This window comes from Shinella sp. CPCC 101442, from assembly GCF_024704725.1.
Classification (GTDB): Bacteria; Pseudomonadota; Alphaproteobacteria; order Rhizobiales; family Rhizobiaceae; genus Shinella.
The window spans coordinates 489,320-502,738 of sequence record NZ_JALIQS010000003.1 but is presented as its reverse complement, the minus strand read 5'-3'; the positions used below and the strand labels follow the sequence as shown (position 1 = coordinate 502,738).

Annotated in this window: 11 protein-coding genes; 10 read left to right on the top strand and 1 reads right to left on the bottom strand. The window is 64.2% G+C overall.

The window, feature by feature from the left end; translation table 11 throughout:
- Positions 1-26: 26 nt before the first annotated feature.
- From MUO32_RS13000 to aqpZ (MUO32_RS12955), 10 genes are all read left to right on the top strand, one after another.
- A complete protein-coding gene (locus MUO32_RS13000; RefSeq protein ID WP_257948725.1) occupies positions 27-1,478 on the top strand; it encodes a UDP-N-acetylmuramoyl-L-alanyl-D-glutamate--2,6-diaminopimelate ligase in 1,452 nt (483 codons plus the stop codon).
- Positions 1,475-2,908, top strand: coding sequence for a UDP-N-acetylmuramoylalanyl-D-glutamyl-2,6-diaminopimelate--D-alanyl-D-alanine ligase (locus tag MUO32_RS12995; RefSeq protein WP_257948724.1), 1,434 nt, complete (start codon positions 1,475-1,477; stop codon positions 2,906-2,908). The genes MUO32_RS13000 and MUO32_RS12995 overlap by 4 nt, the downstream gene beginning before the upstream one ends.
- 118 nt (positions 2,909-3,026) lie before the next feature.
- Complete coding sequence (mraY, locus tag MUO32_RS12990; RefSeq protein ID WP_257948723.1) at positions 3,027-4,127, top strand: phospho-N-acetylmuramoyl-pentapeptide-transferase; 1,101 nt, start codon at positions 3,027-3,029, stop codon at positions 4,125-4,127.
- A 9-nt stretch (positions 4,128-4,136) separates the two neighbouring features.
- The gene (gene murD, locus MUO32_RS12985; protein WP_257948722.1) at positions 4,137-5,534 is read left to right on the top strand and encodes a UDP-N-acetylmuramoyl-L-alanine--D-glutamate ligase; all 1,398 of its coding nucleotides are present in this window, start codon (positions 4,137-4,139) and stop codon (positions 5,532-5,534) included.
- Positions 5,535-5,603: 69 nt separating this feature from the next.
- On the top strand, positions 5,604-6,758 hold the full coding sequence (gene ftsW / locus MUO32_RS12980; RefSeq protein ID WP_257948721.1) for a putative lipid II flippase FtsW: 1,155 nt from the start codon (positions 5,604-5,606) through the stop codon (positions 6,756-6,758).
- 9 nt (positions 6,759-6,767) lie between these two features.
- Positions 6,768-7,889: an undecaprenyldiphospho-muramoylpentapeptide beta-N-acetylglucosaminyltransferase gene (gene murG / locus MUO32_RS12975; protein WP_257948720.1), complete on the top strand. Its 1,122-nt coding sequence runs from the start codon at positions 6,768-6,770 to the stop codon at positions 7,887-7,889.
- Positions 7,886-9,301 carry a UDP-N-acetylmuramate--L-alanine ligase gene (murC, locus tag MUO32_RS12970; RefSeq protein WP_257948719.1) on the top strand — a complete coding sequence of 472 codons (1,416 nt, stop codon included), beginning with the start codon at positions 7,886-7,888 and terminating at the stop codon, positions 9,299-9,301. Before murG ends, murC begins: the two co-directional genes overlap by 4 nt.
- Positions 9,298-10,272: a UDP-N-acetylmuramate dehydrogenase gene (gene murB, locus MUO32_RS12965; RefSeq protein WP_257948717.1), complete on the top strand. Its 975-nt coding sequence runs from the start codon at positions 9,298-9,300 to the stop codon at positions 10,270-10,272. Before murC ends, murB begins: the two co-directional genes overlap by 4 nt.
- Positions 10,273-10,414: 142 nt before the next feature.
- Entirely contained in the window at positions 10,415-11,101 is a 687-nt protein-coding gene (gene aqpZ / locus MUO32_RS12960; RefSeq protein WP_257948716.1) for an aquaporin Z, read from the top strand.
- Between the two features lie 150 nt (positions 11,102-11,251).
- Positions 11,252-11,938: an aquaporin Z gene (aqpZ, locus tag MUO32_RS12955; RefSeq protein WP_257948715.1), complete on the top strand. Its 687-nt coding sequence runs from the start codon at positions 11,252-11,254 to the stop codon at positions 11,936-11,938.
- A 72-nt stretch (positions 11,939-12,010) separates the two neighbouring features.
- Here the strand turns inward: aqpZ (MUO32_RS12955) and MUO32_RS12950 are convergent, their stop codons facing one another.
- Positions 12,011-13,315 (bottom strand): MFS transporter, encoded by a 1,305-nt coding sequence (locus MUO32_RS12950; protein ID WP_257948714.1) that lies wholly within the window; start codon positions 13,313-13,315, stop codon positions 12,011-12,013.
- Positions 13,316-13,419: the final 104 nt, after the last annotated feature.

Sequence of the window (13,419 nt, the reverse complement as noted above, 5' to 3'; positions counted from 1 at the left end):
GCCCCCAGACAGCAATAGAGCGGACAATGAAGATCAGTGACCTCGCCGGACCCGAAAGCAACAACCTGGGCGCCGCAACCGCCGCAACGGTAAGCGGCATTACCAGCGACAGCCGGAGGGTAAAGCCGGGCGACCTCTTTGTCGCGCTGACGGGTAGCAAGGCCGATGGCAGCGTCTTCATCGCGGATGCGGTGTCGCGCGGTGCGGCAGCCGTTGTCGTTGCCGAGGGCGTCAAAGCCGAAACGTCCGTTCCGGTCATCGTTGCTGCCGAGCCGCGTCGCTTTCTGGCGCTTGCCGCCGCAAAATTCTACGGACGCCAGCCGGAAACCATGGTGGCCGTCACCGGCACTGCGGGGAAAACCTCTGTCGCTTCCTTCACCCGCCAGATCTGGGCGCATGCCGGCCATGCCGCCGCGATGATCGGTACGACCGGTGTCGTCGCACCCGGCCGCAACGACTACGGCTCGCTGACGACGCCCGATCCGGTGTCGCTGCATGCGCTGCTTGCCGAGCTTGCCGATGCCGGCGTCACCCACGCGGCCATGGAAGCCTCCAGCCACGGCCTCGACCAGTCGCGCCTGGACGGCGTGAAGCTCGCTGCCGCCGCCTTCACCAATCTCGGCCGCGACCACATGGATTACCATCCAACGGTCGAGCACTATATGGCCTCCAAGATGCGGCTGTTCGATACGCTTTTGGCAAAGGGCGCTCCGGCTGTCATCTATGCCGACGACGAATGGTCGGGCGTCGCAATCGACGCCGCGCGCAAGGCTGGCCTCGACGTGCGCACGGTTGGCCGCAAGGGTGACTATCTCGCGTTGAAGCGCGTCGAGCATTTCCGCCACAAGCAGACCGCCGAAATCCATGTCGGTGACGATATCTATGAAGTGCACATCCCGCTGGCCGGCGATTTCCAGGTGGCCAATGCCCTTGTTGCGGCCGGCCTTGCCATGTCGACGGATGTTCCGGCTGCGGTCGCCATGGCTGCACTCGAAAAGCTGATCGGCGCGCCCGGCCGCCTCGAACTGGTCGGCCACGCGAAAAACGGCGCGCTCACCTATGTGGATTATGCGCACAAGCCGGATGCGCTGGAAAACGTGCTGACATCCGTGCGCCCCTTCACGACTGGCCGCGTCATCGTGGTCTTCGGCTGCGGCGGCGATCGCGACAAGGGCAAGCGCCCGATCATGGGCGAGATCGCCACGCGTCTCGCAGACGTGGTGATCGTGACGGACGACAACCCGCGTTCGGAAGTGCCTGATGTCATCCGGTCCGAGATCATGGTTGCCGCACCCGGCGCCACCGAGATCGGCGACCGTGCGCAGGCGATCCGCGGGGCGGTGACGATGCTGCAGGCGGGCGATACGCTGATCGTCGCCGGCAAGGGGCATGAGGAGGGGCAGACCGTGGGCGCCGTGACGCTGCCGTTCTCCGACCATGCGGAACTGCGCAAGGCGCTGGAGGAACTCGACCGTTGAAATGGCTTTGGACCAGCGCTGATCTCATCGCCGCCATGCACGGCCGCCCCATCGGCAACCTGCCGCAGGGCGTGACCGGCATTTCCATCGACAGCCGCGAAATCGGTGCGGGTGAAGCCTTTTTCGCCATCAAGGGCGACCGTGTCGACGGTCATGATTTCGCGAGTTTTGCCGTCGCCAACGGTGCGGCGCTGCTCGTCGTCAGCGAGGGCAAGCTGCCCGCGCTCGGTCGTCTCGTCACGCCGATGATCGTGGTGCAGGACGTGCTGCAGGCGCTGGTCGATCTCGGTTGCGCGGCGCGCGACCGCACGGCGGCCCGCATCATCGCGGTCACCGGCTCGGTCGGCAAGACGACGAGCAAGGAGATGCTGCGCCAGGCGCTTTCGCCATCCGGTAGCGTGCATGCCTCCGTCGCCTCGTTCAACAACCATTGGGGCGTGCCGCTGACGCTGGCGCGCATGCCCGAGACCACGGACTACGGCGTCTTCGAAGTCGGCATGAACCACGCCAACGAGATACGCCCGCTGGTCGCCATGGTGCGTCCGCATATCGCGCTGATCACGACGATCGCGCCGGCCCATCTCGGCAATTTCCGCGATCTCGAAGAGATCGCCGCCGCCAAGGCCGAAATCTTCGAAGGCGTGGTGCGGGGCGGTCACGCCATCCTCAATCGCGACAACGAGCAGTTCGCGTTCCTCGAAAAGGCGGCGCAGGCCGCAGGGGTCTCGCATATCCACTCCTTCGGCGCCGATCCCAAGTCGGAGTTCCGCCTGCTCGACTTCCTGCCGAGCGCGGAAGGCAGTCTGCTGCGCGCCGCCGTGGGTGGCCAGACGCTGGAAGTGCCGATGGGCGCGCCCGGCAGGCACATCGCGGAAAATGCCGTTGCGGTGCTCGGTGCGGTGCATCTGGCCGGCGCGGATATCGAGAAGGCGATGGGCGGGCTTGCCACCATGCAGGCCGAGAAAGGGCGCGGCCGGCGCCACCGGCTCGCCAAGGATGATGGCTGGTTCACGCTGATCGACGAAAGCTACAATGCCAATCCGGCCTCGATGCGCGCGGCGATCTCGCTGCTGCGCGATGGCGAACCGCACGGTGCGGGCCGGCGCATCGCCGTGCTCGGCGATATGCTGGAAATGGGCGAACATTCGCCCGCCGTCCATGCCGGCCTTGCCGAACCGCTTGTCGAAGCCGGCATCGCGGATGTCTGGCTCGGTGGTCCCGACATGGCGGCGCTTCGCGATGCGCTGCCCGAAGGTGTTGATCGCGAATACCGCGAAACGGCCGACGAGCTTGCCAAATACGCACTGGATGCCGTGCGCGCCGGTGACGTTCTGGTCGTCAAATCGTCCAAGGGCACGGGTTTCAGCCGCATCGTGGCGGCCCTGCTTGACAAATATCCGGCGTTCTCCGATGGGGAACACGAGAGTTGAGGAGGGGTTCGGCCGGGCAGATGTCCGCCGGACCTTCTTCTTTATGTGATTTGCTTCTCTGTCCGCCGGCCCGTCACGCCGCGGACGCTTCGGGGAACCTTTTGGGGAAAGGGTGACAATGCTGCTTTGGCTCGTCGAGCTGGCTGACACCATTCAGGTGTTCAACCTGTTTCGCTACATTACCTTCCGGACCGGCGCTGCGCTGTTCACCTCCGCTACGATCGTCTTCCTGTTCGGACCGATGATCATCTCGTCGCTTCGTGTCCGCCAGGGCAAGGGCCAGCCGATCCGCGCCGACGGACCGCAGACGCATTTCAAGAAGGCCGGCACGCCAACGATGGGCGGCCTGATGATCCTGGCCGGCATCGTCGGCAGCGCGCTGCTCTGGGCCGACCTGTCCAACGTCTATGTGGTCGCCACACTGCTCGTCACGCTCGGATTCGGCGCCATCGGCTTCTATGACGACTACCTGAAGGTCACCAAGCAGACCGACAAGGGCTTTTCCGGCAAGGCTCGCCTTGGCCTCGAGTTCCTGATCGCCGGTGCCGCGACCTATTTCATGATGCGCGCCTCGCTGGCCACAGGTCCGGCCGGCTCGACCTTCGGCTCGTCCATCGCCTTCCCCTTCGCCAAGGACCTGATCGTCAATCTGGGCATGTTCTTCGTGCTCTTCGGTGGTTTCGTCATCGTCGCTGCCGGCAACGCCGTCAACCTGACGGACGGCCTCGACGGTCTCGCCACGGTCCCGGTCATGATCTCGGCCGCCTCCTTCGGGGTCATCGCCTATCTCGCCGGCAACGCGGTGTTTGCGAACTATCTGCAGATCCATTTCGTGCCCGGCACGGGTGAACTCGCCGTCGTTCTCGGCGCCGTCATCGGTGCCGGCCTCGGCTTCCTGTGGTTCAACGCGCCGCCCGCCGCCATTTTCATGGGCGATACCGGTTCGCTGGCGCTGGGTGGCCTTATCGGCACCGTTGCCGTCGCCACCAAACACGAGATCGTCATGGCCATTATCGGCGGCCTCTTCGTCATGGAGACGCTGTCGGTCATCATCCAGGTCGGTTCGTTCAAGCTCACCGGCAAGCGCGTCTTCCTGATGGCGCCGATCCACCACCACTTCGAAAAGAAGGGCTGGACGGAAAGCCAGGTCGTCATCCGCTTCTGGATCATCGCCGTCATCCTGGCGCTGGTCGGCCTGTCCACGCTCAAGCTGCGGTAAGGCACTCCGATGATCCCCGTCACCACATTGAAGGGAAAGTCGGTCGCGCTCTTCGGCCTCGGCGGCTCCGGTCTGGCGACCGCGCTGGCGCTCGCCGCGGGTGGCGCTGATGTCATCGCGTGGGACGACAGTCCGGCAAGCGTCGAGAACGCTTCCGCTGCCGGCGTGAAAACCGGCGACCTGCGTGAGCTCGACTGGAAAAGCATCGACACGCTGGTGCTCTCGCCCGGCGTGCCGCTGACCCATCCGAAGCCGCACTGGAGTGCCGGGCTTGCCAGCGCCGCCGGTGTGGAGATCATCGGTGACGTCGAGCTTTTCGCGCGCGAGCGCCGGGCGCATGCGCCGGATTGCCCCTTCATCGCCATAACAGGCACGAACGGCAAGTCGACCACGACGGCGCTCATCGCCCATATCCTGAAATCTTCCGGCCGCGACACGCAACTCGGCGGCAATATCGGTACGGCCGTGCTGACGCTCGATCCGCCGAAGATGGGCCGCTTCTATGTCGTCGAGTGCTCGTCCTACCAGATCGACCTCGCGCCGAGCCTAAACCCCTCTGCCGGCATTCTGCTCAACCTCACGCCCGATCATCTCGATCGCCATGGCTCGATGCAGCACTATGCCGACGTCAAGGAACGGCTGGTCGCCAACAGCAAGACAGCCATCGTCGGCGTGGACGATACCTATTGTGCCGGTATCGCCGACCGCATCGAACGCGCGGGAACGAAGGTCGTGCGCATCTCCAAGCGCAACGTGCTGGCCGATGGCATTTATGCCGAGGGCGCCCGGCTGATCCACGCGCAGGGCGGCGCGACGCGTGAGATCGCCGATCTCTCGTCGATCCAGACCTTGCGCGGCAGCCACAACGCGCAGAACGCGGCAGCCGCTGTTGCCGCCTGCCTCGCGGTCGGTATCAGCGAAAACGAGATCCGTGCGGGCCTGGAGTCCTTCCCCGGCCTGAAGCATCGCATGCAGCCGGTCGGCCGGAAGGGCGACACGCTCTTCGTCAACGATTCCAAGGCGACGAATGCCGATGCGGCAGCACCGGCGCTGTCGAGCTTCGAGCGCATCTACTGGATCGCCGGCGGCGTGCCGAAGGAGGGGGGCATCTCTTCCCTTGGCAGTTTCTTCCCGAAGATCGCCAAGGCCTATCTCATCGGTGAAGCCGCGTCGGCTTTTGCCGAGACGCTCGGCGATACGGTGCCCCACGCCATGTCGGGCACGCTGGAGCAGGCCGTGGCGGACGCGGCGGCGGATGCTGAGAGCGATGGCAGCGGCCCGGTTGCCGTTCTGCTTTCCCCGGCTTGCGCAAGCTTCGACCAGTACAAGAATTTTGAAGTGCGTGGTGACGCCTTTGTGAAACACGTTGCCGGCGTGCCGGGCGTGTCCATGCTGGTCGCCGTTTGAAATTGCACGATTCCGGCAGTCGCGTGCGGCGGCTCGGTCCGGAATTGATCTGAAACAGGGGAAAGAGACATGGTTAGTCGTGCCGAACGCGGTGCATTGGCGGACTGGTTCTGGACGATAGACCGGTTCTTCCTCGCGGCCTTCATCCTTCTGATGGGCCTTGGTTTCATGCTGTCCTTCGCGGCAAGTCCGGCGGTCGCCGAGCGTATCGGCCTTGACAGCTTCCACTTCGTGCGACGCCACGCGATGTTCCTCGTGCCGGCGATCGCCATCATGTTCGGCATCTCCTTCCTGTCGCCGCGCCAAGTGCGCCGGGCGGCGATGATCCTCCTGGTCATTTCGCTTGCCGCCATGGTGCTGGCGCTGTTCTTCGGCGTCGAAGTGAAGGGCTCGCGGCGCTGGATCTCCATCGGCAGCCTCTCCATCCAGCCGTCGGAGTTCATGAAGCCCGCCTTCGTCATCATCTGCGCCTGGCTGTTTTCCGAACATGCCCGCCAGCCGGAAATCCCCGGAAACCTCTTTGCCATCATCCTCTTCGGCATCGTCGCGGCCCTGCTCGTCGCCCAGCCTGACCTCGGCCAGACCATCCTGACGGCCGCCGTCTGGGGCGGCATGTTCTTCATGGCCGGCATGCCCTGGCTGTGGATCGTCGTGCTCGGTGGTGCTGCCGTCGGCGGCCTGCTCACGGCCTATACGTTCCTGCCGCACGTCGCCGGACGTATCGACAAATTCATGACGGGCGAAGGCGATACATTCCAGATGGATACGGCGCGTGAAGCCATCATTCGAGGCAACTGGTTCGGCCAGGGCCCCGGCGAGGGCACCGTCAAGCGCATCATTCCCGATAGCCATACCGACTTCATCTTTTCCGTTGCGGCGGAAGAGTTCGGCATCATCTTCTGCATGGTCATTGTCGCGATCTTCGCCTTCGTGGTGATGCGCGGCCTCAACCATGCCTTCAAGGAGCGCAACGACTTTACGCGTTTCGCCGTGGCAGGCCTCGTGCTGCAGCTCGGCATCCAGTCGATGATCAATATCGGCGTGAACCTCGAACTGCTGCCGGCCAAGGGCATGACGCTGCCGCTCATCTCCTACGGCGGCTCGTCGATGATCGCGATCTGCATCACGGCCGGCTTCATCCTGGCGCTGACCCGCCACCGGCCGGAAAAGCGCGCCTCCGAGCGCAGCCTCTTCCGCGGCGGCATCATGGCGCCCGCTGAATAAGGGTTTCGAATGACCAAAGGCATCGTTCTCCTCGCCGCCGGTGGCACCGGCGGCCATCTCTTTCCCGCAGAGGCGCTCGCGCATGAGCTGAAGGCCGGCGGCTGGTCGGTGCATCTCGTCACCGACAGCCGCGCCGAGCGTTTTGCCGGCAAGTTTCCGGCGGACGAAATCCATGTCGTTCCCTCGGCGACGATCGGTTCGAAGAACCCGATCAGCGTCGCGAAATCCCTCTTCACGCTTTGGAAGGGCATTCGCGTCGCGCGAAAACTGATGACCCGGCTGAAGCCGAAGGTCGTTGTCGGTTTCGGCGGTTATCCGACCCTGCCGCCGCTTCTCGCCGCCACCGGTATGGGCATCCCCTCGATGATCCACGAGCAAAACGCCGTGATGGGCCGCGCCAACAAGGCGCTTGCCGCGCGCGTGAAAGCCATTGCCGGCGGCTTCCTGCCGGAGACGGGCGGGCAATATTCGGACAAGACGGTGACGACGGGCAATCCGGTGCGTCCGGCCGTTCTGGATGCCGCCACCATTGCCTACGAAGCGTCTGTCGACGGAGAGTTCCGTCTCGTCGTGTTCGGCGGCAGCCAGGGCGCGCAGTTCTTTTCCAAGGCCATTCCCTCGGCGATCGCGGCTCTCGAGCCGGCGGACCGGGCACGACTGAGGATCACCCAGCAGGCGCGGCCGGAAGATCGCGACGAGGTGGTGCGCAGCTATGCCGACCTGGGCATCCCTGCCGACGTTTCGCCGTTCTTCACCGACATGGCCGATCGTATCGGTCATGCGCATCTCATCATCAGCCGTTCCGGTGCCTCGACCGTTTCGGAAGTCTCGGTCATCGGCCGCCCGTCCGTTCTGGTGCCCTATCCCTACGCGCTCGATCACGATCAGGCGGCCAATGCCGCAGCCCTTGCTTCGGGCGGCGGGGCGAAGGTGATCGCGCAATCGGAGCTTTCGACGGAGCGCCTTGCGAGTATCGTTTCCAAAGCGATGTGCGACCCCTCGGGCATGGCAACGATGGCCGCGAATGCCAGAAAGGCGGGCAAACCGGATGCCGCGCGCTTGCTCGCCTTGATGGTTGAGGCTATTGCGGGCGGCAAGACCATCGCACAATTCAAGGGAGAACGGCCATGAAGATGCCGAAGAGCATAGGGCTCGTTCATTTCATCGGCATTGGCGGCATCGGCATGAGCGGTATCGCCGAAGTGCTGCACAATCTCGGCCACAAGGTGCAGGGCTCCGACCAGGCAGAGAGCGCCAATGTGCAGCGCCTGCGTGAAAAGGGCATCGAGGTTTTTGTCGGCCACAAGGCGGAAAACCTCGGCGAGGCGGAAGTCGTGGTCGTCTCCACCGCCATCAAGAAGAACAACCCGGAACTCATCGCGGCGCGCGAAAAGCTTCTGCCGGTCGTGCGCCGCGCGGAAATGCTCGCCGAACTGATGCGTTTCCGCAATGCGATCGCCGTCGGCGGTACGCATGGCAAGACGACGACCACGTCGATGGTCGCCACGCTGCTCGAAGCCGGCGGTCTCGATCCGACGGTCGTCAATGGCGGCATCATCAACGCTTACGGCACCAATGCCCGCATGGGCGAGGGCGAGTGGATGGTGGTGGAGGCCGACGAATCGGATGGCACCTTCCTGAAGCTGCCGGCCGAAATCGCCATCGTCACCAATATCGACCCCGAGCATCTCGACCACTACGGCAATTTCGACGCCGTGCGCGCGGCCTTCCGCCAGTTCGTCGAGAACGTGCCGTTCTACGGTTTCGGCGTCATGTGCCTCGACCATCCGGAAGTGCAGGCCATGGTCAGCCGCATCGAGGATCGCAAGGTCATCACCTACGGTGAGAACCCGCAGGCCGACGTGCGCTTTTCCAATATCCGCATGGATGGCGCGACCTCCGTCTTCGACGTCGAAATCCGCCGCCGCCGCACCGGCCAGGTGATTTCGCTAAATGACCTGCGCCTGCCGATGCCCGGTCGCCACAATGTTTCCAACGCCACGGCGGCCATCGCGGTCGCCCAGCGTCTCGGCATCTCGCCGGAGCAGATCGCCAAGGGGCTTGCGAGCTTTGGCGGCGTCAAGCGCCGCTTCACCTTCACCGGCAGCTGGAACGGTGTCAGCGTCTATGACGATTACGGCCACCATCCCGTCGAGATCAAGGCTGTGCTGCGCGCCGCGCGCGAAGCGAGCGCGGGGCGCATCATCGCGATCCACCAGCCGCACCGCTACAGCCGCGTGGCGAGCCTCTTCGAGGAGTTCGCCGGCTGCTTCAACGATGCGGACACGATCTTGATCCCGCCGATCTATGCGGCGGGTGAGGACCCGATCGAGGGCGTGACTGCGGAAGAACTGGTTTCGCGCATCAAGTCCGCCGGTCACCGCGATGCGCGGTTCCTCGCTTCGCCGGATGGATTGGCCGAGATCGTCGCCGGCATTGCAAAGCCGGGCGACTTTGTGGTTCTCTTGGGGGCTGGCAGCATCACGCATTGGGCGCAGGCGTTGCCTAGGGAATTGGCAGGCATTTCGGGTGAGGTGGCATGAGAACGGTCGATGGAGCAAAACTTCTGGCGTCGCTGGGCGAGGGCATCAAGGCGGTGCGTGGCCGTCTGACGCCGGACGCGCCGATGGACCGCGTGACCTGGTTCCGCGCCGGCGGCTTTGCCGAACTGATGTTCCACCCGCATGACATCGAAGATCTCTCGACCTTCCTGAAACTGCTGCCGGACGAAGTGCCGCTGACCGTGACGGGTGTCGGCTCGAACCTTCTCGTGCGCGACGGCGGCATTCCCGGCGTCGTCATCCGCCTTTCGGCCAAGGGTTTTGGCGACGTCGAGCTTGTCGGCGAAAACCGCATCAAGGCGGGCGGCATCTGCCCGGACAAGAACATCGCCGCCATGGCGCTCGATCACGGCATTGCCGGCTTCGAGTTCTATTACGGCATTCCCGGCGCCATAGGCGGCGCGCTGCGCATGAATGCCGGCGCCAATGGCGGCGAGACGAAGGACCTCGTCGTGGAAGTCCATGCGATCGACCGCAAGGGCAACCAGCATGTGCTCTCCAATGCCGATATGGGCTACAGCTACCGCCATTCCTCCGCGCCCAAGGATCTGATCTTCACGCACGCCGTGTTCCAGGGGCAGCCGGGCGACAAGGATGAGATCCGCGCCAGGATGGACGCCGTGCGCCAGCACCGCGAGACCGTCCAGCCGATCCGCGAAAAGACCGGCGGCTCGACTTTCAAGAACCCCGAGGGCCATTCGGCCTGGAAGCTCATCGACGAGGCGGGTTGCCGCGGCATGCTGATCGGCGGCGCGCAGATGTCGCCGATGCATTGCAACTTCATGATCAACACGGGGCAGGCGACCGGCCACGAGCTGGAATATCTCGGCGAAACCGTGCGCAGCCGCGTGCTGGAGCATTCCGGCATCCTGCTGCAATGGGAAATCAAGCGTCTCGGCAATTTCATGCCGGGCTATGAGGTCAAGGAGTTTCTGGGCCGCGCAACGGCCTGATCCGCTATCCTTGCTGGGGAGTTCCCGGGCGCCTTGAGCGCTGCGCACTCCCTCTCCCCCACAGGCAGGTTCATCCAAAACTTGTGTAGTCGCGCGCCGCGGGCGTGGCGACGCCCCGCATGCGCGGGGCGATGGGGGAATTTTGTTCAAAAAACTGACCGCCGAATTCATCGGCACGTTCTGGCTCGTCTTTTGCGGTTGCGGCAGCGGTATTCTGGCGGCGTCTTTTCCGGAGATCGGCATTGGCCTCGTCGGCGTTTCCCTTGCCGCCGGCATGGCGCTGATGGCCATGATTTATACGATTGGCGGCGTCTCGGGCGGGCATATGAACCCGGCGGTCTCCGTCGGGCTTTGTGTTGCCGGGAAGTTTCCGGCTGCCGGCATCCTGCCCTATGTCGCGGCGCAGGTTGCGGGCGCGACGGCGGCGGGGGCGACGATCTATCTCGTCGCGTCGGGCAAGGCGGGTTTCGAGGCGGGTGGCTTCGCCGCCAACGGCTATGGCGATCTTTCGCCGGGCGGCTATTCGCTGGCGGCTGTCTTCGTCACCGAAGTGGTGCTGATGGCGCTGTTCCTTTTCATCATTCTCGGATCGACTCACCGCCGTGGGGCGGCGGATTTTGCGCCAGCCGTCATCGGCCTTAGCCTCACGGTCATCAATCTCGTGTCGATCCCGGTCAGCAACACGTCGCTGAATCCGGCCCGCTCGACGGGCGTCGTGTTCTTCGCCGAGACGAACGCTCTGTCCCAGCTCTGGTTGTTCTGGCTTGCCCCGATGCTCGGCGCAGTCATCGGAGCGCTGGCCTGGACGATGATCGGCGAGGGCGATTGATCCAGGAAATTGTGGGTTTTGCGATAAAGCGCATGATTTCCGGCCTCTCTTCAGTTTCCATTCATGCGGGTTTAGCGAATGCTAGGGGTGATCGCGTGACGGTTGCGCGATTCAACCCTGCTCCAGCAGGGTTTTGACCAGGGGGCATTCATGTTCAAAAAGCTTTCTGCCGAATTTCTCGGTACGTTCTGGCTCGTCTTTGGCGGTTGCGGCAGCGCCGTGCTGGCCGCCGCTTTTCCGGAGGTCGGTATCGGCTTGCTCGGCGTCTCCTTCGCCTTCGGCCTGACGGTCCTCACCATGGCCTATACGGTCGGCGGCATTTCCGGCGGCCACTTCAATCCGGCGGTTTCCGTCGGCCTGACGGTTGCCGGCAAGTTCCCGGCTTCCAGCCTCGTGCCCTATATCGTGGCGCAGGTCGTGGGTGCGGTGGCGGCCGCCGCGGTGCTCTATCTCATCGCATCCGGCAAGGCCGGCTTTGCGGCGGGCGGCTTTGCCTCCAACGGTTATGGTGAACTGTCGCCCGGCGGCTATTCGCTGACGGCGGCGCTGGTGGCCGAAGTGGTGCTGACGGCGTTCTTCCTCATCATCATCCTCGGCTCCACGCATGGTCGCGCGCCGGCAGGCTTCGCGCCGATTGCCATCGGCCTTGGCCTGACGCTGATCCACCTCGTCTCGATCCCGGTCACCAACACCTCGGTGAACCCGGCTCGCTCGACGGGCGTGGCGCTGTTTGCCGAGACGGCAGCCCTCTCGCAGCTCTGGCTGTTCTGGGTCGCCCCGATCGTCGGCGCCGTCATCGGCGCTGTGATCTGGAAGATCGTCGGCGAAGACGATTGATTGGATCGCAGGCAAAAAGAAACCCGCCGCGGTGATGCGGCGGGTTTTTGATTCGAAGCCCTTTGAAAGGGTTCAGACCTCGTCCTTGCCGGACAGCAGGATGCAGGCGAGGGTGATGACGGCCGCGATGCCGAGATAGTACCCGACATAGGTCATGCCGTAGTTCGCCTGCAGCCAGGTCGCGATATAGGGCGCGAGCGAGGCGCCGAAGATGCCGGCGAAGTTGAAGGTGATCGACGAACCGGTATAGCGCACCGTCGTGGGGAAGGGCGCGGCCAGCGCCGTGCCGATCAGGCCGTAGGTCATGCCCATCAGCGCCATCGCCAAGATCACGAAGACGAAGATCGACGCCTCGCCGCCCGTCATCAGGCCGGGCAGGAAGAAGGAGAAGACACCGATCAGCACGGTCGTGATGATCAGCACTTCGCGGCGGCCGAACCGTTCCGCGAGCTTGCCGGCGATCGGAATGAAGATGCCGAAGAGCACCGCGCCGAGCAGCTGGATCTCCAGCGCCTCTACGAACGGGATCTTCAGGACCTTGACGTTGTAGGAGAGCAGGTAGGCCGAGCCGATGTAGAACAGCACGAAAGTGGCGAGCGCAACGAAGGTGCCGAGCACGAGGCTGCGCTTGTGGTTGCGGAAGAGTTCCACGACCGGCACGTCCACGCGTTCCTGCTTCTCGATGGCCTTCTGGAAGGCCGGTGTCTCGGTGATCGACAGGCGGACCCACAGGCCGACGGCGATCAGCACGATCGAGGCGACGAAGGGAATGCGCCAGCCCCAGGCGAGCAGCGATTCCTGCGACATGACATGCAGCAGCAGCCAGAAGATGCCGGAGGAGAGGAAGAGGCCGACAGGCGCGCCGAGCTGCGGGAACATGCCGTACCAGCTGCGTTTGCCGGGAGGGGCGTTTTCCGTGGCCAGCAGCACAGCGCCGCCCCACTCGCCGCCGAGGCCGAAGCCCTGGCCGAATCGGCACAGCGCCAGGAGCAGCGGTGCAAGCACGCCGATCGTTTCGTAGGACGGCAGGAGGCCGATGATCACGGTCGAGACGCCCATGGTCAAAAGCGCTGCGACCAGCGTCGTCTTGCGGCCGATGCGGTCGCCGTAATGTCCGAAGACGATGGCGCCGAGCGGGCGGGCGAAAAAGGCGATCGAGAAGGTCGCGAAGGATGCGAGCAGCGCGGTCGTCGGATCGCTGTTGGGGAAGAACAGCGTCGGGAAGACCAGCACAGCGGCGGTGGCGTAAACATAGAAATCGAAGAATTCGATGGTCGTTCCGACCAGGCTTGCAAAAAGAACACGCGCGGGAGAGTTCAATCCAGCGCGGTTGGAATGCGTTGCGGTCGGCGACCCGGAAGCGAGTGTCTCACTCATCGTGGGTGCCTTTTTGGTGTTTCTTGTTTGCCGTCTTGGGAGGCAGCGGGGGTCTATTACGCCAACCGAGCGGTCGATGAAACAATAAAAGATCGCGGGCGGGC